We start from the raw sequence: 24,479 nt of genomic DNA, 5'->3' as shown, positions 1-24,479 counted from the left end.
CCGAGAGTTAGACATAACGACATAGAGGTATGAGGCATACCCGTATATAATCGCCCCACCATTAATAACAAAGATATTTTTTCATGAGCATGAATACCCTAACCAATTTTTTAGAACAAGCCCAATGCCAATACCGTGTATATGATTTAGGACGTATTGTGCAGAAAGTCAGTAACAGCGAATTCCAAAAAGTGGCCAATAATGAACAGGCTTATCCTTACCCTATTCAACAACATGCTTTTATTGCGTTAACTTTTTGGCAAGTTGCAGCTCAGAAAGAACACTATGTTTGGTTTTTGAAAATGCCATTAGACGAACAAGGTTTAATGAAAATAACCGCTCAAACTAGCTTTATTCGAATGGTCGTTGAAGCTATGGGTGAAGATCTAACCGCTAAAATAAGTGATAAACTACAAGAACGTTTAGCGAGTAATCCATTTGTATTCAAACCGAGTGCTGAAAAATTAGCTATTTTTAATGCCAACATCAATAGTGCCTTTATACGCCCTGCTTCTTCTTTTTACCCTTTAGTACAAAGCTACTTTTCAGGCGAACAAGACTGGCAACAATGGCAAACATTAGGTTTCCAAGGCTTTGCAGATTTAGGTGCTCGCCTAAATTATGATAATAACCAACAAAAAATAATTAATGCGTTGGATCATTTGCCAGAGCAACCATTGCAAACGTTATCTCTATGCCTTGAGAATCAAAGTGACATCAATACTGAACTAGCTGAAAAAATAACCCAACAAGCAACAAAACGCCTACAGTTAGGTCAAGGCACAACGGCTATTTTATTATTAAGAGCCATTGCCAGTGCGAATGCACAGGGTATGACTAAACAATTATTAAATGAACAATTTTCATCAACGCTTGTACATGAAGCTGACTGGTACATTACTATTGCAGGGCGTTGTTGGGCTCAGTTAGAAGATGAAACACTATTAAATCGTTATTTTGAAGCCTTAGCAATACATCAACAAGCATTGTTCCCACAACTTTTTGCAGACTTAGTCGCTATCCCTGCATTAAGAGATAAAGTATTAAAACAATTACGTTTAACCGCTCGTTCACCTGCGTTATCACAGGCGATTGGTTTATTATTTTCAGGATTGAAAGAAAACACTTAAGGATAGGTTATATAATGATATGGGATTTATTGTTCATTCTCGTAATGGTATTGGTAGGCACCACCATTTGGAAATTGCGTCAACAATCTGAACTAGCTAAGAAAATGATCGAACAGCATTGTAATAAGCTTGAATTACAACTACTGTCTTTTGCTCGCTCACGTTTTAACTACAAATTAGGCAGTGATTTTTTACAAGCCAGTTTTGTATTTGAATTTAGTAGTGATGGCGATAATAATTATCAAGGTACACTCACCTTAAACGGTTTAGTTAAACCACGCTTTCAATTGCCAGCTTATCGTCTTGTTGACGATGAAAACCCATTTTTTTAAAAGGTTAGTTCATGGATCGTATTATATTAGTTGCACAGCAACTTGCTAAAGAAGGCAAAACACCTAACACTGCTTTAATCAAAGCTCGTTTACCTAAAAACACGCCTTTACCAGCTATTATTCAAGGCTTAAAACTATGGCAAGACAATCCTAACAAACAGATTAACACACCGACTGAACCGGCTTTAACAGGCGCAACAGCTCAGCAAATAGTCGGCAGTATTGATGAAATAATTAACAGCAAAATTGCCCAAGCTATTACCCCATTAAAAGAAGAAATTAGTCTATTGAAAGCACAACTTGAAACATTGAACAATAATATCACGACCAAATCACCTGAAGCATTGGAAGAATAAACGTGTTTATTAAAGAATTAAGCTTTGAATGCTACGAAGATACGCAATATGCAGCCGTTGAACGTGCAATTAATAATTATTTAGACATGCTCCGTTATAATGGACAAATTCTTGGTCGAGAATTCCCGGTGGCAATGCAAGGAGCCGTTTTTACAACACGATTAGTTTGTCCAGAAGAGCATAGTTTAAGTGCTAGCTTTAACAGTCCTCAAGTAACACATGCTTTAAATGGGCTAACTAAAGCAGGGCTACTCACTCCTAAAATTAAAACCATTGCAGAAGATTTAAACTCGCAACAGTGTGCGACTAATTTCACACCAAGCTGGCAAATTCTTTATACTACTTTTTTAGATACTTGCTCACCTATTCGTTGTGGCGAAACGCTGGCTCCTATTCCACTTTACCGAACACCTGAAGAAATCAGTAATGGAGATAGGAAAAGTGCTATCAAATGGCAAGAGGAATGGGTGAACTTAGACGAATTACAAATGAATGGCTCTGCAGTGTCTAGTGCAGCATTAAAAGAACTAGGCGAAGTAAGCAGTAAATTTTTTCACCGTGGCACTAACCTGTGCAAACGCATTCAATATATTACTAAAGTACCAACCTATTATTATCTGTACCGTGTTGCAGGTAAGTCACTGCAAGAAGAACAAAATAGACCTTGTCCAAGTTGTGGTGGGGAATGGAAATTAAAAGCGCCGTTATTTGAGATATTTGATTTTAAATGCGACCAATGCCAGTTAGTATCTAACCTTTCTTGGGACTTCAAAAAATAGGATCATCTACATGTTAAAAAAATTAAAAATGATAGGCATTATATTGCTAATACTTATTATCAGCTTCTTTGTATTAAAGGGATGTTCTGATGATGAAGTGGGAGATGTAAGTTTAGGTTTATTCACTACTCAAGATATTAAATTGAATATGCTAAAAGATCCGATTGTAACCGGTGTGACTTGTCATGTTGCATCAATAGAAGCAGATCTTAGTTTCTCTGACCCAAGTGATAGCGCGATTGCTTGTCGTCAAACAGGACCAATCACTTCTGCAATGATAGCTGAGATTGATAAGAGCAAATCTGGTGATGTAGTATTTAAAAAATCTAAGAGTATTTTCTTCAAAACGATGAAAATAAGACGCGTTTATGATAAAGAAAACCAAACACTTATGTATGTTTCTTACTCTACTAAAGAAACATCTGGCAGCTTTAAGCATAGCCTTTCTACTGTCCCTTTATGGGGAACTGATGCTTACCAATCTTCAACAAAAGCATCATCAGAAACGACCAAAGAAATAGCGACAGAACTAACAATAGAAAAATAACTATAGCAGGCATTAAAGGTTATAAAAGAAAATCATTAACGCCTTTAAAGACCGCTTTATAGAGTTAAAAAACCTCGTCGAGTAATCACTCTCCGAGGTTTTTTATTGGGTCTTATACCAATCACACTAATTAACTGATCTATTTTACTGGTTAAAATAACTTATTTCTTCGTTGTAAATTTCGTAAAGGGAACAACCATTAAAGAATTAACATCCTTTGGTTAATTCTCCGATAGACGATTAACGAAGTTAATCTTCGAAAGGCTCAATTTACGCCTTAAACTAAGTCATTTTTCCTACGCAAAATTTAGATCACTTATTTAATGTAATCGGTATTACAAAGCGCTTTTATAAAATATGAGTAACAGCTAAAAGCCGTTACACTTATTATGCGAACCGAGGAAAAGATTATAAGTTAGGCTTTAATACATCTAACATCGCTTCAATATGATCGTCACGATCATTTAATGCTGCAATATAACGGTACTTCTCACCACCCGCCTCTTCGAATATTTCTCTATTCTCACCTTCGATCTCTTCCAATGTTTCCAAACAATCGGCACTAAAAGCGGGACTGATAATTGCTATGTCTTTAATACCTTGCTCAGGTAAACCTTGCAATGTCGCATCGGTATAAGGTTTTAGCCATTCAGCCTTGCCAAAACGACTTTGGAAAGTACTAATAACATTTTCTTTATCTAGCTGTAGATCTTTATCTAATGTTAGTTTTTCAACCACTAAACGTGTTGTTTGTAAGCATAAACAATAATAAGGGTCACCATTATCTAAAAATAACTTTGGCATACCATGATATGAAAAAACGAGTTTTTGTGGCGTCCCGTGTTTCTTCAAATCCTCACTGATACTATTCGCTAACGCATCGATGTAAGTTGTATTTTTATGATAACCATTAATGAAATGTAATTCAGGCACCCAACGCCATTTACGCAAAACATTGGAAACAGCATCGAATGTAGAGCCTATCGTAGGGCTTGAATATTGAGGATATAAAGGTAATACAACAATGCGAGTAAAGCCTTTTTCACGCAACTCTTCTAAACCAGATTCAATGGAAGGATTACCGTAACGCATACTCATAACCACTTCGGTATTTTCGTACCCTTGTTGCTTTAAAAGCGCACTTAATTTATCTCGTTGAAGACGTGTTATATGGGTTAAAGGCGATCCATTTTCAGTCCAAATGCTTTTGTAGAGTTTTGCAGAACGTTTAGGGCGTATTCTAAGAATGATGCCATGTAAAATAATCATCCAAACTAGGCGTGGAATTTCAACAATACGAGGGTCGGACAAGAATTCTTGTAAATAAATTCTCACCGCTTTAGTGGAAGGCTCATCAGGACTACCTAGATTAGTTAGCAGAATACCTGTTTTTTGATTAAAACGATCTTTATGAGGGTTATCGGTAATTCCTGAAAAACGTGACACACAAGGCTCCTTCTGAGCATATAATTTTTAACGGTGACGACTTATAACGAGTCGATAATGATTTCAGATCACTTTGTAGTTAAGTTTATTGCTAAGTATTAGCATACACTTAACAATAATCTTTAATTTTAATTCTTAGTAAGAATTTTTAGAAACAGTTCTTACTATTTAGAAACAATTCTTAGTAATAATGTTTAGTAATAGTGCTTAGTAACAGTACTTAATAAGAAATAGACAGTAAGCATAGAATAAAGCTTTAATTTAAAATATCCAGAATACATATATAAAGAAAAGTAATTTAATAGTGCGTTAATCGTTAATAAAAAGACTAAGCAGGCTTTATTACAGCCATAACATAATTAACTGATAAGTCTGACTTCGATAATGACCATCGCCATAATAATGGATTAAAAATAAACCCTCTTTTATCGATCAATTCCAGACGTGTAACTTTAAACATATCAGCAAGCTCGGGCGGTCTAATAAACTTATGCCACTGATGTGTCCCAGCAGGTAACCAACGCATTACTCTTTCAGCACCAATAATAGCGACTAAATAGCTTTTGGGGTTACGATTGATCGTAGAGCAAAGCATCAACCCACTTTTATTTAGTAATGCTTCACAAGCGTTTAGAAGTGCTTGTGGAGAAGCAACATGTTCGATGACTTCCATATTAAGGATCACATCAAACAACTCACCTTCATCAACTAGAGCTTCTGCCATGGTATTACGGTAGTCTATCGTTAAACCAGATTGCTTAGCATGAACTTGTGCAACAGGAATATTCCTTGCAGCAGCATCTGCACCTACCACTTCAGCACCTAAACGTGCCATAGGCTCACTTAACAGCCCACCACCACAACCAATATCTAATAATCGCAAACCTTTAAAAGGCTTTGTACTATTTAAGTTTCGATTAAATTGTGTCGCTATTTGCTCAACGATATATTCAACACGCAAAGGATTCAACATGTGTAAAGGTTTAAACTTTCCTTGCGGATCCCACCATTCATCAGCCATTGCTTCAAATTTAGCTACTTCCGACGCATCAACTGTATTGGTGGATGTTAACTTACTCATACTATTCCTTGTCATTAGTAGTAGGTTTAGATATCAGATATTGAAATATGCAAAGAAAGTAAACTATTGCATATTATGAATAAATCACTGAAGGGTGAATTAATACTTATTTTAATTGAAGAATGTACTAGTAGATTTATTATTTATCTGAGTTGCTTTTCTAATTAAAAGCTTTCTTTATCATCTATCATTTTAGATATCTTTTTAAAAAACACTTTCTGAGTGTCTTCATCTTCATAATCCATATCAAATGCACCATGGAATAATAAAGTCACGGTCAGATCTTTAAATGATAACCAACAAGTGTATCCGTCAAAATCCTGAGACGCTTTTACGCCTGAAAGTTCATAGACACCATCAGTCTTTTTTCCTTTAGTCGTGACTAAATCAAAAGCCTGTAGCAAATCTCGTTTTCTTAATTTATTTACGTCCATAAATCGTGCCTCTTTAGTTATTGAGTGTCGATATTATTTAATTCAGCGATAAGCCCATATCAATCAACCTCGTTTCTTCAATGCACATCTTGTCCTTATCTAACTTACACAATAAATGCATATCACTTAAGTTATTAATATCATAATTAGCACTGTAATTAATACGAATGAACAAAGAAAAAGATCAAATCTGTCAGACTTCTTAAAAAAGAAAAATGGCTAAATATTAGACAAACCTCTACTGATACCAAAAGAATTAATAAGGTGATCATTCTTGCTGGTTAAAATCCTCCCTAACTGCGTTGTGAGTTTTGAAGTGAGAACAACTATCTCCTACAACTCACGCCTTATTAGTGTTAATTTTTCCTACGCAATCTCTGATCACTTATTTAATTCCATTGGTATGAAGAAGTTCGTTAGAAAGAAAAGAAGGAGAAGAGAAAAGTGGTAGTTGATGAGTTAAAACAGTTTAAATAGTTTAAATAGTTTAAAAATAGTTAAGCATCAAAGATCAAAGCTTAATAAATAAAGCGGAAGTTTAAGAAGCAAAAAAAATGCCTCAATGATCACTCATTAAGGCATTTTTTAGATCCTGAAAATAATGCTATTACTTTGATATAGTAGCGATCAATCACTACTTAAAAAATTAATCTTCCGAATCATCAACAATGATTCTTTTCTTACGGCGCATTGGTGCTTCACCTACATCCACAGACTCATGGAAAACATTTTCTTGTTTTTTAGTGCTTATTTTTGCTTTTTTAGCGATCGGTTTTTGTTTATTTTCAACGACTTTTTTCGCTTTGAACACTTTCTTCTGTACTGGTTTTAAGCCTTTAAATTTCGGGTTAACCCCTTCCACTTTGTCAAAAGTAATCGTTTGAGCAACAAAGCTTTCTACTTTTTTAAAGTTATCCCAGTCTTTAGGACCGATAATAGAAATAGCATCGCCTAACTCACCCGCTCGACCAGTACGTCCTATACGGTGAATGTACTCTTCAGTATGCTTTGGAATATCAAAGTTGAAGACATGACTTACATGTATTAAATCTAAACCACGTGAAGCAATATCAGTCGTCACTAAGATTTTATCTTTTCCGCGTGAAAAAGAATCCATGATCTTATTACGATTTGCTTGTGTTAAATCGCCATGCAGCGCGACTGCTGACATTCCTTTTTCTACTAATATTGCACTTAAACGTTCAGTATCAGCACGGGTAGCGGTAAATATAATCGCTTGATTGATTTCTTCTTTGTTTAAGAAGTGAAATAACAGTTTTTCTTTTTGGTTAAGATTATCTGCTAAATAAAAGCGTTGAGTAATTTCACTATGTTGTTGATTCTCTTCTCCCACTGCAATACGCACAGGCGCTTTTAGTAGGTGGCCAGCAAACTCATTCACTTCACCATGACCTAACGTCGCAGAGAACATTAAAGTCTGACGTAGACGATGGTTAGCCGCTTCATTAATCGCCGTTAATTGCTCAGCAAACCCTAAATCCAACATACGGTCAGCTTCATCTAAAATCAGTAATTCTAAACCCGGTAAATGCAATAGTCCTTTTTTAAGGTGATCAACGATACGCCCTGGCGTACCCACAATAAAATGCGGATGTTTATCGATTGCTTTTACTTGGTCATTAAAGTTCTCACCACCCAAGACTAAAATTGATTTAATACTGGTGTTAGACACTAATAAACGTAGTTGTGCATAAACTTGTTTAGCAAGTTCACGTGTTGGCGTTAAAATTAATACGCGAGGATCACGACGAGTCAGCGCACGTGTTTTTAATACACGTTGCATAGCTGGTAATAAATAAGCGAGCGTTTTACCTGAACCTGTTTTAGATGATGCTAAAAGATCTTTCCCAGAGACAGCAACCGGAATGGCTTCTGCTTGAATTTGTGTTGTTTCAGTAAAACCTAAATGTGAAACGGAAGTGATCAAACGCTGATCTATGGGTAAATCTTTAATTAGCAATGTATGCTCCAATAAACAGTAAAAATAATAAATTAAAGAGTGAGTATAAACGATTAAGCAGAAAAACAAGAAATGAAGTTTGTAATAACAATGAGAAAAGTGCAGATTTTATGTAAAACAGCGAAAAAAGATTAAAAAGGGAATCAACAACACGTTGACTCCCTTCTCTCGTTATTAAGAAAAGTCGTTAAATTGCGCTTAATCCCATTTCGAAAATAAGCTTTTCAGCCGTACATTCAAATTGCAAAGTGACTTCGCTTTCAATAGTAGATTCTACTTCTTTATAATCCACCGTTATTTCGACTGTTTCAAAACGTGCTTTAGCCGCTTTAATATATTTTTCAGCTAATGCTTCAACACTTTCTTTAGTCGGGCCAGAGAACGGTAAAACAAGCTGTGTATCATCTTCTGTAATAACACTACCCAGTTCAACGATTGTGCCGCATGCTTCACAGACCTCATTTTCTTGAACCTGATTTTTTTGAGACGTTTCTTTTGAAAGCATATCTTTTGAAAACATAATGACCTCTTACTGTAGTGACTTAAACTGCGGTTATTCAATAGAAATTATTGTAGCTTGCTTTAAATAAAAAAGGCGACACATTACGTGTCGCCTTTTACCTTTTAATGATTTAAATCATTAAGCTGTCGGAAATTTTTCTAATTTCCAAATTTTACTTGCATAGTCTTCAATTGAGCGATCTGAGTTAAACTTACCCATCGCACCTGCATTTAGAATGGCTTTTTCAGCCCAAGCAGATTGATCACGATAAAGCGTATCGATATCTTGATGAGCTGCAACATAAGATGCGTAATCAGCAAGACATAAATATTCATCGCCCCATTCTAATAAACTACGTTTAATATCAGATAATAAACCAGCATGACCAGGGGTAAAGAAGTCAGTATCTAACCAATCAAGCACCGCTTTCAGCTCTGGATTTTTATAGTAATAATCATAAGGATTATATCCACTTGCTTTTAATGCTTTTACTTCATCAACGCTTAAACCAAAGATAAACATATGTTCAGCACCAATTTCTTCAGCCATCTCAATATTTGCACCATCCATTGTGCCGACGGTTAGTGCGCCATTTAATGAGAACTTCATATTACCGGTGCCAGATGCCTCAAGACCCGCCGTTGAAATTTGCTCTGAAACATCTGCAGCAGGAAACATTTTTTCTGCAAGAGAGATACGATAGTTAGGTAAGAAAACAACTTTTAATTTGTCTTTAATACGTTCATCGTTATTCACTTTATCTGCAATTTTATTTAGTGCAAAAATAATCTCTTTTGCCATGTGGTAACCCGGCGCTGCTTTTGCACCAAATAAAAACACACGAGGCACCATGTCATAGTCAGGATTTTCAAGTAAACGTTTATATAAGGTTAAAATATGTATCAAGTTTAATTGCTGACGTTTGTATTCGTGCAAACGTTTAATTTGCACATCAAAAATAGCATCGACAGAGACTTCAACGCCGGTTGTATCTTTAATGATTTTAGCTAATCCCACTTTATTTTGTTTTTTAATGTCCATAAAACGTTTTTGGAAAGCCGCCTCTTTTGCTTTTGGAAGAATGCCTTTTAACTTATCTAAGTTAAGCACCCAGTCATCACCAATGGTTTCATCTAATAACGTTGCTAAACCAGGATTACAGGCTTTCAACCAGCGACGTGGCGTAACACCATTGGTCACATTAACTAATTTACCAGGGAATAATTCATGGAACTCAGGGAAGAGATCTGTTTTAACAAGCTCTGAGTGTACTGCCGCTACACCATTTACTTTATAGGCGGTGATTACGCATAAGTTGGCCATGCGCACCATACGTGGTTGAGATTCTTCAATGATAGAGAGTTTTTGTTTTTTCTCGTCATCGCCAGGCCATTTTTTCTCAACAATATTAGTTAAGAATTGAGCATTAATTTCATAGATAATTTCTAAGTGGCGGGGTAATACTTTTTCAAACAGAGCAACAGACCATTTTTCTAATGCTTCAGGTAATAACGTATGGTTGGTATAAGCGAAAGTTTCTTGGCAAATTCCCCATGCTGTCGCCCAATCTAAATTCTCTTCATCAATTAAAATACGCATTAATTCAGGGATAGCAATCGTTGGATGCGTATCGTTTAATTGAATAGCAACTTTTTTAGGCAACAATGACCAATCTTTATTCGCACGTTTAAAGCGACGTAAAATATCTTTCACTGAACAAGCACAAAAGAAATATTGTTGAATTAAACGTAACTCTTTACCCGCATCTGTTGAGTCATTTGGATAAAGTACTTTGGATACTGTTTCTGCTTTTGATTTTTCGACTTGTGAATCAACATAACCGCCTGCATTAAAGACATCCCAATCAAATGCTTCATGAGCACGACTTTCCCATAAACGTAGAATATTAACGGTTTTAGCACCATAACCTACAATGGGGATATCCCATGGAACACCTTTTAATTTTTGACCAGCATGCCACACTTTTCTAGGGCCGTCTTTTTGATCAAAAACCGTTTCAACATAACCATATAAAGGAACAAATTGAATTGATTCAGGACGACAAATTTCCCATGGGTTGCCATATTCACGCCATGTGTCAGGACGCTCGATTTGGCGACCGTCTTGAAACTCTTGTTTAAATAAACCATGCTCATAATGAATACCGTAACCAATCGCTGGATATCCAAGCGTCGCTAGCGAATCAATAAAACATGCAGCAAGTCGACCTAAACCGCCATTACCTAATGCCATATCTGGTTCTTCATCGCATAATTCGTATAAGTCCTTACCTAATGCTTTTAATGCATCTTCAGTGACTTTAAACACTTCTAAGTTTTGGAGATTGTTAGATAACAAGCGTCCCATCAAAAACTCAAGCGAAAGATAATTAACCGCACGCGTATCTTTCTTTGAATGATTTTGTTGGGTTTGCGTTAATTTTTCAAATACCAGTTCATTAACTGCCTGACAGGTTGCATTCCACCATGCTTTATTATTTGCTTTATATCTATCTGTACCAATCCCTTTACGTAGACGATCGATAATCGCTTGTTGCATTTCAGCACTCGTTACTGAAGGTACTGCTACTGATTCTTGATTCTTTTTAATCGCCATATTAGACCTACTAGCTAAGTGTTAAGTGAAATATCATCATGTATAAAACGTTTTGATAAGAGATAAGAACAGTGGAATGAAAGAAGAAGTTTTATGGAAGATAAATTACCTTTCAACATTCCAGTCAAAAAATAAACAATAAAAAGGAAGAGAAACCTTTATCGTTGAATATTTAATGTTCTATTGAATCTAAGATCTGAATAAAATAACGAGATCAAGATCACAATAATGATTAGTATAGACTAAGGATTTTATTTTAATGAATTTTAAAAGTATTTATAAACGCCCAATAAAAAGGCAGAGTAAAAACTCTGCCTTTATTTTATTCAGCTTATTGAGGGAGTGATAAAGAAATTAAATCCCTGCTTTAGCGAAAGCCTGCGCAACAATTTCTTGCGCTTCTGTTTGAATCTGCGCGATATGTTCTTCACCTAAAAACGACTCTGAATATATTTTATAAATATTTTCAGTTCCTGAAGGACGAGCAGCAAACCATCCGTTTTCAGTGGTCACTTTTAACCCGCCGATAGCAGCACCATTGCCAGATGCATGAGTCAATTTCGCAGTTATTTTCTCACCTGCAAGTGTTTCAGCTTCAACCATCTCAGGGCTTAAGTTAGCCAATACGCGTTTTTGCTCTGGTGAAGCAGGTGCATCGAAACGTTGATAAACAGGCGCTCCGAATTTAGCAGTAAATTCTGCATAATGTTCACCTGGATCTTTCTTAGTGACAGCAATAATTTCAGCCGCTAATAACGCAAGAATAATACCGTCTTTATCAGTACTCCAAACCGTACCATCTTTACGTAAGAACGAAGCGCCGGCACTTTCTTCGCCACCAAAACCAAAGCTACCGTCAAATAGTCCATCTACAAACCATTTAAAACCAACAGGAACCTCAGATAGCTCACGTCCTAACTCATTCACAACTCGATCAATCATTGAGCTTGAAACTAATGTTTTACCCACAATCGCTTTTTCAGACCATTGTTTTCTATGCGTGAACAAATAGTTAATCGCAACCGCTAAATAATGGTTAGGATTTAATAAACCAGATGATTTAGTCACAATACCGTGACGGTCATAATCAGGATCATTAGCCACCGCAACATCAAATTTATCTTTTAACTTGATTAAACCAGCCATCGCATAAGGTGATGAACAATCCATGCGGATTTTGCCATCTTTATCTAATGTCATAAATGAGAACGTAGGGTCAACACGATCATTGACAACTTCAATGTTTAAACCATAAGTTTTAGCAATCACAGGCCAGTAAGCAACGCCTGAACCGCCTAACGTATCAACACCAATTTTAATGCCTGATTTAGCAATCGCTTCGAGGTCTAATACATTGATTAAATCATCAACATACGGTTGGATATAGTCATACTCTTCAACTAAATCAGACTGCATCGCTTCATCGAAGTCTGCTTGCAAAATATCATCATAATTATCATTTAATATTTCATTAGCACGATCTTGAATAAGTTTAGTGACATCGCTATCTGCTGGGCCGCCATTAGGTGGGTTATATTTAAAGCCACCGTCTTCAGGAGGATTGTGTGAAGGAGTAATAACAATTCCGTCAGCCAGTGAATCTGGATTAGCTTTGTTATATTGCAAAATAGCATGAGAAATAACTGGCGTAGGTGTATAACCACCACCCTTTTGAACCACTACTTTGATACCATTTTCAACCAGTACCTGTACTGCTGAAATGAAAGCAGGCTCAGATAATGCGTGCGTATCTTTACCAATAAAAACAGGCCCTGTATACCCTTTCTCTTTACGGTACTCAGCAAGAGCTTGTGTTATGGCAAGTATATGCAGTTCAGTGAATGCATACTTAAAAGAGCTACCTCGATGGCCAGAAGTACCAAAAGCGACTTGTTGCTCTACAACATCAACATCAGGAAGATTAACATAGTATGCAGACACTAATTTCGGAATATCAACTAAATCACTTACTTGTGCGGGTTGACCTGCGCGTGGATGAATTGCCATAAGTACCTCAGATTGTGGTGAAAATAAATTAAATTAAATTAAATTTCTTCTTTTATTCGTTCAATCAAATGATGTGGGTATCCCATTGAAGCCATCATTTGCGTCAAAATAATACGTTTACGACCAGTATTTGCATTGGTAATCACCCAATAAGGTGTATTTGGAATGGTTCTTGGTTTGCTTGCTTTGAATTGAGCTAACTCTTCTTCATTATCGGAGTTTAATAATTCATCTAAATGCGTGCCAAGATAAGCACGAGTACGACCTTTGGTTTTTTCTGCGGCATCAATAAACGCTGCCTTTTTTTCAAAGTACATAGTCGTTAAGCATCATCATAAATTTTGGTAATAATCGGCTCTGATGTAAAAGCCTTGTCACCAAATAATTGACTCACACTCTTATATTCATAATCATCACTGTCATTAATTGAATCGATATCTTCTGAACTTTTTTTGTTAAGTTCTGAAGTAGATAATACAGGTTTTACAGTATCGTTTGTCTTATTATGAAGATCTTGCTGAGCTGTATTAACAACGCTCTTGGTTACATTATTCGTAACATGACTATCTTCAGATAATGCTAATAAACGACGAAGAATTTGTGAGGGAGTTTCGCCGAAGGCTTCAATATTATTTAAAATATATTTATATAGATCATCTTCTATTTCGATCGTTTTCATTATTTCCCCATTACGTGACTTATTTTTTCGTCGCAGTGTTTGATACAGTAAGCTCAAATGATAATGACGAGCACTATCTAAATACTTTCAGCTTTAATGCATAATTTGCTATTATTTCTAACTTTATTTATTTTCACTTAAAATGAGCGTTTATGCTACTAAATTACCAATTAAAACAATCTTCCAAACATGAAACAGTTAATAAAAGTGAGATTATTTTTATAATTCATGGCTTATTTGGTAGTTTGTCTAACCTTTCCAGCTTAGGAAAAGAATTACAAAATAATTTTGATGTCATTTTAGTTGATGTACGTAACCATGGTCAAAGTGACCGAAGTACAACAATGACTTACCAAGAGATGGCCAATGATATCTTTGAAGTAGCAGATTCGCTAAACATTGATACATTTTCAATACTAGGCCATTCGATGGGAGGGAAGATTGCAATGACTTGTGCTTTATTACAGCCCAACCGCATTAATCGCTTAGTCGTTGCCGATATAGCGCCAACGTCACATGTTGACAGACACAGCGATGTGTTTACAGGTTTACAAGCGGTCAGTAACTCGAATGTTAAAAATAGAGCAGAAGCTGATACCGTGTTAGCAAATTATGTAGAAACACCTGAAATTAGACAGTTTTTATTAAAATCTTACCAACGCGGTGATAACGGTTTTCGATTTATTTATGATGTAAATAATTTATACAAGAATTACTCTTTGATTCGAGATTGGCCAGAACAACATAACCATTATGATAAGCCAACGTTATTTATTAAAGGTGAATTATCTGATTATATTGATCAAGCAAGCCAACAATCAATCATTACGCTATTCCCAAATGCGAAGCTTAAAGTCATTAACGCAACGGGACACTGGTTACATGCAGAAAAACCAAAAACCTTTAACCGTTTAGTGATGAACTTTTTTGCTCAATAAATCGACATAACATAAACATATTTGTCTATTTTCGATGGCATCTAGATCAGATACCCGCTATCATTCAGAATGCAAAATTCAAGCAAGCCATGAAGTAAATATTTTCTAGGTAAAATTAAAGACCTAGCAACTTTACTCAAGGCTTTCTAATCATGGTTAAATGCAAGCAGCTAACCATGGTTAATAGAGGGTTAACGCGTTAACCACTCTGAATACAACTAAAATGTTTGCCTCAATACTTACTTTGTAAGTCGTTAGTTTAAAAATCAACTTGATATGACAATATAAATAAAGGCTTAATAAGCGCTCCAGTTATATTTTATCAGTGATTTAAACTAATAATTGGTGCAAGTATATTGAATGGCGACAGCTATATATTCATTTTTTAAAAGAAGTTAAAATATGCTGCAAGAATATACTGAACAAATTGAAAAGATTGGGCTCTATGGTTTCTATCTTTTACTTTTTTTATTTATTGGTTTGGCAATTCAAGACGTATTAAAAAAAGGTAATGTGCCGAAGTTTGGTCGCAACGTAGTGTGGGCAGTTTTATTTTTTGGTTGTATTGGTTTTATTTCAAAAGCAATAATTGAAATTGTATGGGTTAATTCAGGCATTGGTTAAATAATTAGCTCAGTGATTGTATTGTAAAGTAAGTGTTGTTAAGTAAGAATTGTTAGGTAACAAAATGGCAAAGGAATCATTTGATCGTATTACAAGCGATCTATTTGCAAACGAGGTACGCCGAGGCAGACCTAAGAGTAACCCTCATTCTCGTCAAGTTCAGCTAAAGATCAATAAGCAGAAGCAGACGTTACGAGACAAACAAAACGGTTTGAAACGAATCGAATTAAAAGTAGATAATGATTTATTTGAAAAATTAAATGCATTATCTGATACACAATCAATAAGTCGTGCAGAATTAATCACTCAACTTCTTCACGCACAGTTAAATCAAATAAATTAAGGTATAAAGTATGTCTAGCGTAGGTATTTTCTTTGGCAGCGACACAGGTAACACTGAAGCAGTTGCAAAAATGATACAAAAAGAATTAGGTAAAAAGTTAGTAGAAGTAAAAGATATCGCTAAAAGTAGCAAAGAAGATATCGCTGAATTCAGCCTTATTTTATTTGGTATTCCAACTTGGTACTACGGTGAAGCGCAATGTGATTGGGATGATTTTTTCCCTGATCTAGAAGATATCGACTTTACTGATAAATTAGTGGCTATTTTTGGTTGTGGCGACCAAGAAGACTATGCAGAATACTTTTTAGATGCAATGGGCCAATTAGGTGACATAGTTGAAAGTAAGGGTGCTATTATTGTTGGTAACTGGCCATCTGAAAGTTATGATTTTGAAGCATCAAAAGCTTCAATCGATGATAGTACTTTTATTGGTTTAGGTATTGATGAAGATCGCCAGCCTGAATTGACTGCATCACGTGTAAAAGCATGGTCAGAGCAGATTTATAATGAAATGTGTTTAGCGGAATTAGCCGATTAAATTCAAAATACAGCAGTTAGGAAACGACATGAGTAATGAAAATTTAGCCCTAAAAGAAGCGGGTTTAAAAGTAACATCACCACGTTTAAAGATTTTAAGTTTATTACAGTTGCCAGAGAATCAGCACTTAAGTGCCGAAGACCTCTACAAGAAACTACTTGAACAAGGTGATGAAGTCGGTGTAGCAACTGTGTATCGCGTTTTAAATCAGTTTGATGATGCGGGTATAGTGACACGTCATCATTTTGAAGGCGGAAAATCCGTTTTTGAATTAACTCATCAAGAACATCATGACCATTTAGTATGTTTAAAATGTGGTGAAGTAATTGAATTCAATGATCCACTGATTGAAGATCAACAAAACCTTATTGCAGCTAAATATGGAATTAAACTGACTAACCACAGTTTATATCTTTATGGTGAGCCAGTTGATGGCGAATGTAATCATAAGAATTATAAAGTTTAGACTTTGTAATTCACATTTTAAACAATAAAAAAGCCTGTTTCTAAACACAATGCCGTTCGGTTAAGAGATATTAGGCTTATATCTTAACGGATACCTTGATGGTATATAAAGCACTGAACGTGAAAACGTTCGGTGTTTTCTTTTTTTAGGCAAAATAAAATGCTTAACATCTTCTCGCATAAGTCGAAGTTTTTTGGGAATAGTGCCATCGCCTGATAAAGCGTAGCCACGGATTTGCATATCTATTATACAAATAGCTGAAGTAAAGCTAATACGGGTGGGTTCAACGTTTGCTTCTTGAGCTATATGTACCATCTCAAGCCTAATTAGATTATAACCAAGCAACACTCCCCACAACTCTTGCTTTACCCCTTCTGGAAACCGACTTCGTAAGGTTATTTCGCCATTGAGTTGGTTATTTTTAAGTTCACCAAAGCTCTGCTCTATTTCCCAACGTTCCCAATAAACAGTTAACAATGCCTCCATGGTATAAAGCTCGGAATCAATGAGTGAAGTAATAAAACCTTTAATTTCCCCTTTGGGTTGCTTATAACAAATCATTCTAGCTTGCCAAGTTTCTGGTAATGTTGGATTTTTGGCACGCGCCTGGGGAGAAACAGGCATTTCAATCAATAAGTCATTATCTGCATATCGCTTAATAACTTCATACCTAATGCTCTTTTTTACGGGCGTTAACCAGTGAGCATTGATGCCAAATTGTTGCCAATTTAGCATTAAATCAGCTGAAAAATAACATCGGTCAAATAATGTTAAGGAGTCTTCGGGAATATCTGTAAGCAAGCGTTTTGCTAACGTTGTTTCTCCGATGTCACAACTATCAAAGGCAGCGCCAAGTAACATTCTTGTTTGTGTTGAATGTAAGGAAACCATACGTAATTGAGGGTATACAGGATGTTTTTTTGAAATAAAACCAAATTCAGCTCTATTTTCAGGTGTGTCTTGAGCTCTAAATGTAGTGCCATCAACTGCGAGTAAATTTAGTCCTAATGAATGTGGCTTTGAAATAATGGTCTCATGCCATGCAGCGCACGTCGTACTAAACAGATAACTCATTGGTAACTCACCTAAGCGTTTGCGACAGTCTGTTAATACGCTAGAAGCAACATGGGTGTATGTTTCATCTGGGTTTATTTGCAGGGCAATATCTAAGGAGCCACAAACTTCTTTAATAGAATGGTTGCGCATCAAGCCCATCATAATGATGAGCCAGACAGCTTGCTCTGCTGGTAAACGACGACGTCGAATACTTGCTTTTTGTGTTTTAAATAATGCCTCTTCGATCCATTTTGTATCGATAGCAGTTAAAACATTGTTGTATGAATCTTGATTTTCAAATGACTCATAAACTAATTCCATTTCTTGATTAAACAAAAAAAATCCCCAACCTTTAATAAGATTGAGGATTATGATCTATCTGTAAAATCGTTCAAGTTTTCTTAACAGATCCTTAAACGATCGGCATTATGTTTCTAAACAGGCTTTTTTATATCTTCTCTTTTGGTCTAACTATACTTATGGCAATTTAGTTAATACTAACTAGTACTCACTACACATCTATCTGTCATCTCAAAAGATGAACTGCACAAAGGTTACTCTGCGTTGGTAATAACATGACCTAGAGGTTCCCCTTTAACGGCAACCTTATCAATATCGTCTTTGATTAAGCCAACCTCTTTATAGTAACGCAATGCACCTGGATGCAGCGGTGCAGAAAGATATTGGCTGACCATCGCCCGTTTAGATAAGTCCTTAAAAGAAGGATGTAATTGAACAAAAGTATCGTGATTTTCAAACACTGCTTTTACTATTTCATAAGCAATATGTTCAGGTAAATCTGTTGTGGTAACAATTGTTGCTCCAACACCAAATGTTTCGGTTTTATTAGGACTTCCACGGTACATGCCACCAGGTATATTAACCGCTTCATAATAACGGAGAGTTTTTATTAATTTAGATATTTTAGGACCCGTAACATTGACCAACGTCGTTTGACAAGCACTACTCGCTTCTTTAATAGAACTGTTTGGATGCCCTACTACATAAATAATGACATCTATTTTCTTATCACATAGAGCCTGAGCTTGTTCACTAGGTGTTAGGTAAGTTATTTCAGAAAAGTCAGCGTCCCCCCAACCGTAGAGATCAAGAAGCATCTCCATTGTTGCTCGTTGCCCTGAGTTTGGTGCTCCTATATTAACGCGTTTTCCTTTAATATCTTCAAAGCTCTTAATATTGGCATCTTTTCTAGCAAGCACAGTAAAAGGTTCTGAATGCACTGAAAAAAGTGAACGTAGCTTTTTAAATTCCCCTTGCTCTTTAAATAAAGAGGTTCCTTGATAAAAATGATATTGCCAATCAGATTGAGCGACCACCACGTCAATATTTTTATCTTTTAAAGCTCTTAAGTTATAAATCGATCCAGGTGTGCTTTTAATTTCACAACGAATATTATCTATTACTCTGATTTTATTTACTAAATAGCAAATTGCGCCGCCTGTTGGATAATATACGCCACTAATTCCGCCAGTGCCGATTGAGATATATTCTACTTTTGCAGATGCAGTTGCTTGAAAAAAAATCAGTAAAAAACTAATTAAAGCAATACGTGAAGCTAAAAATAAGCGTCTCAAAATAATAAATTTAGAGCACCTAGAATGACTGTTAGAGACTAATTTCTCAGTCATTTTTTTTATTTTCATCATATGATTTTTTTTATCAACACTTTTGAATTGCGCTTCAAGTTATACATTTCTTTTTTAGCTGCGGGCAATTGGTTAATTTCAGCAAACGAAAAACCTCGCTCTCTAAACCAATGAATACTTTGTGTTGTTAATACAAAAATGGTGTCGAGACCTAATTGTCTTGCCTTACGCTCAACATGTTCAACAAGATTATCTGCACGGGCAGCACGACGATACTTTGGATGACTAACTAAACAAGCTAGCTCACCCATTTTATCGTCCATGAAAGGATATAGCGCAGCACAACCGATAACCATGCCATCGCGTTCAACGATCATAAAAGATTCAATTTCATTTTCTAATAATTCACGAGAACGTTTAACTAAAATACCTTGCTTTTCTAATGGTTCGATAAGCTGCAGTAAACCACCAATATCATCAATAGTGGCAGTACGGATTTGCTCATAGCTTTCTTTAACGATTTGAGAACCAGTACCATCTCGGGTAAAGAGTTCTTTTAACAAGGCTCCATCTTGGTGATAGCTAATTAAATGACAACGCGCCACATCAGCTTGACAAGCAGCAACAGCGGCACGTAAAAAGCGTAATGTACCAGAGGCTTGTCCCGATTCTTTCTCTATCGCATCAATATGTACTTGTGCTTGCTCTGGTAACAACTCTGAAATAACGTTACCGTTTTCGTCTAATACACCTTGATTAGAACAAAAACCAATTAACTTATCTGCTTTGATATCAATCGCAACTTGTGTTGCCACTTCTTCTGCAAGTAAATTGAATACTTCGCCAGTCACTGAGTATCCAATAGGAGAAATAATAGGAATGGCACCTGAAGACAGTTGAGATTTAATACCTTCAACATCAATACGGCGAACCTTACCTGCATGACAAAAATCAATGCCATCTTTAACACCTATAGGTTGGGCAGTGACGACATTACTAATTACTGTACGAATAGCCGCACCTTGCATCGGTGAATTAGCTAAGCCCATAGAAAGACCTGCTTGTAGTTCAATTTGAACCGCACCAACAGCCTGTTTAATAAGTGACAAACTACGATCGTCGGTAATACGCAAATCATTATGAAATTGACTGCTATGTCCGTGCATATCAAGTTGTTTTTGTATTTGAGGGCGAACGCCGTGCACTAACACTAACTTAACTCCCAAGCTATTCAGCAAGGCAATATCATTAATGATGTATTGAAAGTTATCTGTTTCTAACGCTTCACCACCAATCATTAACACGAATGTTTTATGGCGATGTGCATTAATATAAGGAGCTGAATTACGAAACCAATTAATCAGTTGTGTTGAATTTGTTACTGCTTCCATGTGCCTACCTATTAATCACAACAATCTAAGATACATTTAGGTGTTAGAGTTTATCAACTTGGAGTTTATGTTTGCAAAACAATTGTTTAAAGAATGTTAAATAAACTCAAAAATTTTAACTTTAATATTCTAGTGGCTATATTACGCTTCTCTGTCATTACTGAAAACAGGTAATGAAAGATGGTAATAAATAGCACATAACCTTAATGATAACGTACCTAACATGGCAACAACCATCGAGAAAATAGGCCCTAACTCAATATAATCACAAAGAACATATAAAGCGCCACCTAAAATAGAGGCTGTTGCATAAATTTCTTTTTGTAACACGAATGGGATTTGACCGCTCAATATATCCCTTATCATGCCACCGACAACACCCGTAATACATCCCATCACAATGGCAACAGGTCCACTAAATCCAAACATTAATGCTTTTTGTGCGCCAATAATGGTAAAAATAGCCAAACCAAAGGCATCGAAAATAGGTAATAAGTAAGCGGGGAACCGATGTATACGATGCAACCATAATACACTTAAAAGCGCAGTGATAAGAATAACGTAGATATAAGTATTATCTTCAATCCAAAATACAGGAGTGGCGCCCATCATCATATCGCGAAGCGTACCACCACCAACAGCAGTGACTCCAGCTAATACACTGATACCAAAAGGATCCATACGTAGACGAGTTGCGACTAACACGCCAGAAATGGCACAGGTGATCATACCAATCAAATCTGATATGTAGATGAAATTATCTAACATGTTATTCCTTATTCCCTTAAAGCACTTAGCCATTTTAGGCGCATGTTAAACTATCAGTTAACTTAGTTGCAACCTTATATATTGCTATATTATAAAGAAAATAAGTCACAAGATTACAGTAGATTAGTTTTATATAAAAATAAGAAAAATAGAGGTGAGTTAGACATGCTCACCTATCAAAGTAAGCATGTTTATTTTAATTGTTAACGCTAGAATCGATGTTTAGATAGAGAATGAAGAGCCACAACCACAAGTTGCAGTTGCATTTGGATTGTTAACTAAGAAACGAGAACCTTCAAGGTTATCAATAAAATCAACCGTGCCACCAACAAGATATTGTAAGCTCATTGGATCAACAGATAATGTCACACCACTATTTTCAATTAATGTATCATCATCATTTGTTTTTTCATCAAACGTAAAACCGTATGAAAAGCCTGAACAACCACCACCAGTTACATAAACTCGTAGTTTAAGAGAAGGATTATTTTCTTCTGCGATCAATGCTTTAACTCGATTTGCTGCGCTATCACTGAAATAAATCGGTAATGCAATTTCCACTTCGCTTGTCATTTTATTTCTAGTCCTATTAATTTGCCTAAAGCCATTATCTAATACCTGACCAATTTGTTCAAGTATTAGAAGGATCTATTATTCAGCCTGAGTAGGCAACTCTTCAAGTAATGATCCTTTGTTTTCAATGAAACCTTCCCAATCGTATACTTTCTCAATACGTTGGGCGCGAGTCCAATTTGTACGATTAGCTTCCGCAACAACAAATACTTGTCCAACTTTAATTTCTTTAGGTAAAGTGAAGTTTCCTTTTAACGTTTGAAAGTACTGAAATTTAAAAGAAGATTCAAAGTTTGAATCGATTTCACTCAATTTAACGTCTTTTGTATCTATTTCACCTTCATCTGTATCAGCAAATGTAATTTCGATTTGCCCACTTAACTCACGACGCCCTTGTTGAGCTTGCATTAACACTAGCTCATACAACCAAGTCCCCTCTTCTTCACCCTTACTTACAGAGAATGAATAAACATTTAAACCTGTCACTGATAATTCAGGTGCAACAACTTGCTCATAAAAATATAATTTATCATTGCTCGCATCTAAGGCTTTATTCAACTCTTTATTTTCATTTTTTAAAACATCATGAATTTCTCGCTCGGCATTAAACTCGGCCTGAATAAAATTCAAACGTTCTGTGAGCTGAGTATTTTCTGTGGTTAAGCTCTCTGCATCCAACTCTAGTAATTGAACTTTATGTTGTAATATATCTTGTTTAAATTTACCAACCATAAAGCCAAAGTAGATACAGATTAAGCTGATCACCAGCCATTTAAAAAAGCTTATTTTAAAACCTTTCATGCGATTCCTTCTTATTTCTTATACTTACTATATTTGCCAAGAATACGGAACATCGCTTTATCTGTTGTTTCTTGACGTTTTGCACGCATCGATAGTTTTAATGTTCTTTCTAATAACTGTGTATAAATAGGACGACCACCTAATGTTTGAGCCACCATAGTTGCTCCTAAACAAGTTACAATTAATGGTAAAATCATTTCATAATTACTAGTCATCTCTATTACTAATAAAATACCTGTAATAGGCGCTCGTACTGTTGCGGCGAATAACCCTCCCATACCAGCAATCGCAAAGGCACCGGGTTCTGTAATCAGATCTGGAAATAGTGCTTGCGCGATAACACCAAATAACATCCCAAATAACGTACCTAAAGCTAGAGTCGGAGCGAATACACCACCGGGTGCACCAGAACCAAAACTTAATAAGGTAGTAAATGTACGTAATATGAATAAAAGTAGTAACCCACCAGCAAGATACTGACCACCTTCAACATGAGGAATAAGCTCGATACCACTGAATGCAATATCAGGTTCAACTATCGTTAAAGCACCAAATACGGCACCAAGAAATAACCCAATACCAACAAAACGCCAGCGTTGATTTTGATGAATAGATAAGTACATATCTTGCGTCGCAAGAATCATTTTATTAAAAAAGAGACCAATCACACCAAAACAAAAACCTAAAACAAGATAAAAACCAAGTGTATGCAGATCAGGGTGAGAATATTGTGTGACAGTCACAACCGCATCTTGGTTGGTGAATAGGCGCATTACGATAGTCGCCATCACCGCACTCATAAATACGCTCTTAGTGGAAGTTAAACTATAATTAAATTGCGAACGCATCTCTTCAATAACAAACATAATACCCGCTAAAGGCGCATTAAAAGCAGCCGCCAAACCTCCTGCTGCACCAGCGGCGAGCAGTGCTTGTGCATCAACTTTATCTACTTTGAAAATATCTGAAATCATTCGTCCAATATTAGCGCCAAGCTGCACGGAGGGACCTTCGCGACCTAATGCCATCCCGCTGCCTAAGGCTAATAAACCACCAAAAAATTTAACAGGGATAACACGTTTCCAGCGCACTGGACGCATCCCCTCCATTGCACCTTCAATTTCAGGGATACCGCTACCGCCAGCTTCAGGTGCAAATCGATGTGTAATATAAAAAGCAATACCCACCATTATTGATGAAATCGGCACGGCAATGACCCATAAAGGTACTTCTCCACCACCATAAGTATGAATTAACTCCAAACGCATTTCTGAGACCCAAATAATACCATGGTCAAATAATGCAGAAATACTGCCAGCCAAGAGACCAATAAAAATAGATAACCAAATTAATAAAGCACTATTTTTTCTAGTAAAAAAGCGGTCAATAAAGCTTTTTATTCCATTAATACAAGCTGCTGGCAATGCTATTTTCATAAATGTGATACGACCTAAAACAAAAAATGAAGAAAAAACCAATATTAT

General features: G+C 36.0%; 26 protein-coding genes. 10 read left to right on the top strand and 16 right to left on the bottom strand.

The features are described 5' to 3' along the window. Nucleotides 1-83 precede the first annotated feature (83 nt). The 5 genes from GQR59_RS03965 to GQR59_RS03945 are packed head-to-tail and all read left to right on the top strand — an operon-like array spanning nt 84 to nt 3,144. Entirely contained in the window at nt 84-1,130 is a 1,047-nt protein-coding gene (locus GQR59_RS03965) for a DUF3549 family protein (RefSeq protein ID WP_160060793.1), read from the top strand. A gap of 14 nt (nt 1,131-1,144) precedes the next feature. Next, complete coding sequence (locus tag GQR59_RS03960) at nt 1,145-1,462, top strand: DUF3301 domain-containing protein (protein WP_236546642.1); 318 nt, start codon at nt 1,145-1,147, stop codon at nt 1,460-1,462. Nucleotides 1,463-1,473: 11 nt separating this feature from the next. Then, on the top strand, nt 1,474-1,818 hold the full coding sequence (locus tag GQR59_RS03955) for a hypothetical protein (RefSeq protein ID WP_160060792.1): 345 nt from the start codon (nt 1,474-1,476) through the stop codon (nt 1,816-1,818). Between the two features lie 2 nt (nt 1,819-1,820). Beyond that, nucleotides 1,821-2,597: a Zn-ribbon-containing protein gene (locus GQR59_RS03950; protein ID WP_160060791.1), complete on the top strand. Its 777-nt coding sequence runs from the start codon at nt 1,821-1,823 to the stop codon at nt 2,595-2,597. Between the two features lie 10 nt (nt 2,598-2,607). Then, complete coding sequence (locus tag GQR59_RS03945) at nt 2,608-3,144, top strand: CreA family protein (RefSeq protein ID WP_160060790.1); 537 nt, start codon at nt 2,608-2,610, stop codon at nt 3,142-3,144. 408 nt (nt 3,145-3,552) lie between these two features. On the opposite strand, the gene hemH is transcribed toward GQR59_RS03945, so the two are convergent. The 9 genes from hemH to GQR59_RS18960 all read right to left on the bottom strand — a co-directional run bounded on the left by hemH (nt 3,553) and on the right by GQR59_RS18960 (nt 13,890). Beyond that, nucleotides 3,553-4,590 (bottom strand): ferrochelatase, encoded by a 1,038-nt coding sequence (gene hemH, locus GQR59_RS03940; RefSeq protein ID WP_160060789.1) that lies wholly within the window; start codon nt 4,588-4,590, stop codon nt 3,553-3,555. A 328-nt stretch (nt 4,591-4,918) separates the two neighbouring features. Further along, nucleotides 4,919-5,671 (bottom strand): bifunctional 2-polyprenyl-6-hydroxyphenol methylase/3-demethylubiquinol 3-O-methyltransferase UbiG, encoded by a 753-nt coding sequence (gene ubiG / locus GQR59_RS03935; protein WP_160060788.1) that lies wholly within the window; start codon nt 5,669-5,671, stop codon nt 4,919-4,921. Nucleotides 5,672-5,835: 164 nt separating this feature from the next. Next, nucleotides 5,836-6,105: a DUF3081 family protein gene (locus GQR59_RS03930; protein WP_160060787.1), complete on the bottom strand. Its 270-nt coding sequence runs from the start codon at nt 6,103-6,105 to the stop codon at nt 5,836-5,838. Nucleotides 6,106-6,751: 646 nt separating this feature from the next. Next, nucleotides 6,752-8,086 (bottom strand): DEAD/DEAH box helicase, encoded by a 1,335-nt coding sequence (locus GQR59_RS03925; protein ID WP_160060786.1) that lies wholly within the window; start codon nt 8,084-8,086, stop codon nt 6,752-6,754. A 187-nt stretch (nt 8,087-8,273) separates the two neighbouring features. Further along, entirely contained in the window at nt 8,274-8,606 is a 333-nt protein-coding gene (locus GQR59_RS03920; RefSeq protein WP_236546641.1) for a DUF406 family protein, read from the bottom strand. 120 nt (nt 8,607-8,726) lie between these two features. Next, nucleotides 8,727-11,204, bottom strand: a complete 2,478-nt coding sequence (locus GQR59_RS03915; protein WP_160060785.1) for a glycogen/starch/alpha-glucan phosphorylase — start codon at nt 11,202-11,204, stop codon at nt 8,727-8,729. 354 nt (nt 11,205-11,558) lie between these two features. Then, nucleotides 11,559-13,211 carry a phosphoglucomutase (alpha-D-glucose-1,6-bisphosphate-dependent) gene (gene pgm / locus GQR59_RS03910; protein WP_160060784.1) on the bottom strand — a complete coding sequence of 551 codons (1,653 nt, stop codon included), beginning with the start codon at nt 13,209-13,211 and terminating at the stop codon, nt 11,559-11,561. Between the two features lie 38 nt (nt 13,212-13,249). Next, nucleotides 13,250-13,528, bottom strand: a complete 279-nt coding sequence (locus GQR59_RS18965; protein WP_442966176.1) for a hypothetical protein — start codon at nt 13,526-13,528, stop codon at nt 13,250-13,252. 5 nt (nt 13,529-13,533) lie between these two features. Next, nucleotides 13,534-13,890, bottom strand: a complete 357-nt coding sequence (locus GQR59_RS18960; protein WP_442966175.1) for a hypothetical protein — start codon at nt 13,888-13,890, stop codon at nt 13,534-13,536. A gap of 152 nt (nt 13,891-14,042) precedes the next feature. On the opposite strand from GQR59_RS18960, the gene GQR59_RS03900 reads away from it, so the two are divergent. The 5 genes from GQR59_RS03900 to fur all read left to right on the top strand — a co-directional run bounded on the left by GQR59_RS03900 (nt 14,043) and on the right by fur (nt 16,799). After that, the gene (locus tag GQR59_RS03900) at nt 14,043-14,828 is read left to right on the top strand and encodes an alpha/beta fold hydrolase (RefSeq protein ID WP_160060783.1); all 786 of its coding nucleotides are present in this window, start codon (nt 14,043-14,045) and stop codon (nt 14,826-14,828) included. 402 nt (nt 14,829-15,230) lie between these two features. Further along, on the top strand, nt 15,231-15,452 hold the full coding sequence (locus GQR59_RS03895; protein WP_160060782.1) for a DUF2788 domain-containing protein: 222 nt from the start codon (nt 15,231-15,233) through the stop codon (nt 15,450-15,452). Between the two features lie 64 nt (nt 15,453-15,516). Further along, nucleotides 15,517-15,795, top strand: coding sequence for a LexA regulated protein (gene ybfE / locus GQR59_RS03890; RefSeq protein ID WP_160060781.1), 279 nt, complete (start codon nt 15,517-15,519; stop codon nt 15,793-15,795). Between the two features lie 10 nt (nt 15,796-15,805). Continuing rightward, nucleotides 15,806-16,333 carry a flavodoxin FldA gene (gene fldA / locus GQR59_RS03885; protein WP_160060780.1) on the top strand — a complete coding sequence of 176 codons (528 nt, stop codon included), beginning with the start codon at nt 15,806-15,808 and terminating at the stop codon, nt 16,331-16,333. A 28-nt stretch (nt 16,334-16,361) separates the two neighbouring features. Beyond that, a complete protein-coding gene (fur, locus tag GQR59_RS03880; RefSeq protein ID WP_160060779.1) occupies nt 16,362-16,799 on the top strand; it encodes a ferric iron uptake transcriptional regulator in 438 nt (145 codons plus the stop codon). 60 nt (nt 16,800-16,859) lie between these two features. Here fur and GQR59_RS03875 read toward each other — a convergent pair whose 3' ends face one another. The 7 genes from GQR59_RS03875 to clcA all read right to left on the bottom strand — a co-directional run bounded on the left by GQR59_RS03875 (nt 16,860) and on the right by clcA (nt 24,431). After that, complete coding sequence (locus tag GQR59_RS03875) at nt 16,860-18,191, bottom strand: IS4 family transposase (protein WP_160060778.1); 1,332 nt, start codon at nt 18,189-18,191, stop codon at nt 16,860-16,862. A 218-nt stretch (nt 18,192-18,409) separates the two neighbouring features. Continuing rightward, complete coding sequence (locus tag GQR59_RS03870; RefSeq protein ID WP_236546640.1) at nt 18,410-19,522, bottom strand: TAXI family TRAP transporter solute-binding subunit; 1,113 nt, start codon at nt 19,520-19,522, stop codon at nt 18,410-18,412. Further along, nucleotides 19,519-20,853 (bottom strand): amino-acid N-acetyltransferase, encoded by a 1,335-nt coding sequence (gene argA, locus GQR59_RS03865; protein ID WP_160060777.1) that lies wholly within the window; start codon nt 20,851-20,853, stop codon nt 19,519-19,521. The genes GQR59_RS03870 and argA overlap by 4 nt, the downstream gene beginning before the upstream one ends. Before the next feature lie 141 nt (nt 20,854-20,994). Continuing rightward, complete coding sequence (locus GQR59_RS03860; RefSeq protein ID WP_160060776.1) at nt 20,995-21,621, bottom strand: trimeric intracellular cation channel family protein; 627 nt, start codon at nt 21,619-21,621, stop codon at nt 20,995-20,997. Nucleotides 21,622-21,843: 222 nt separating this feature from the next. Then, complete coding sequence (erpA, locus tag GQR59_RS03855) at nt 21,844-22,194, bottom strand: iron-sulfur cluster insertion protein ErpA (RefSeq protein ID WP_160060775.1); 351 nt, start codon at nt 22,192-22,194, stop codon at nt 21,844-21,846. Between the two features lie 78 nt (nt 22,195-22,272). Continuing rightward, nucleotides 22,273-22,995 carry a DUF6776 family protein gene (locus GQR59_RS03850; protein WP_160060774.1) on the bottom strand — a complete coding sequence of 241 codons (723 nt, stop codon included), beginning with the start codon at nt 22,993-22,995 and terminating at the stop codon, nt 22,273-22,275. 11 nt (nt 22,996-23,006) lie between these two features. Then, on the bottom strand, nt 23,007-24,431 hold the full coding sequence (gene clcA / locus GQR59_RS03845) for a H(+)/Cl(-) exchange transporter ClcA (protein WP_160060773.1): 1,425 nt from the start codon (nt 24,429-24,431) through the stop codon (nt 23,007-23,009). Between the last annotated feature and the right edge of the window lie 48 nt (nt 24,432-24,479).

Source organism: Psychromonas sp. L1A2 (assembly GCF_009828855.1).
In the GTDB taxonomy this organism is placed as follows: Bacteria; Pseudomonadota; Gammaproteobacteria; order Enterobacterales; family Psychromonadaceae; genus Psychromonas.
Note: the sequence above shows the minus strand (reverse complement) of the source record. Positions and strands in the feature narration are given on the sequence as shown.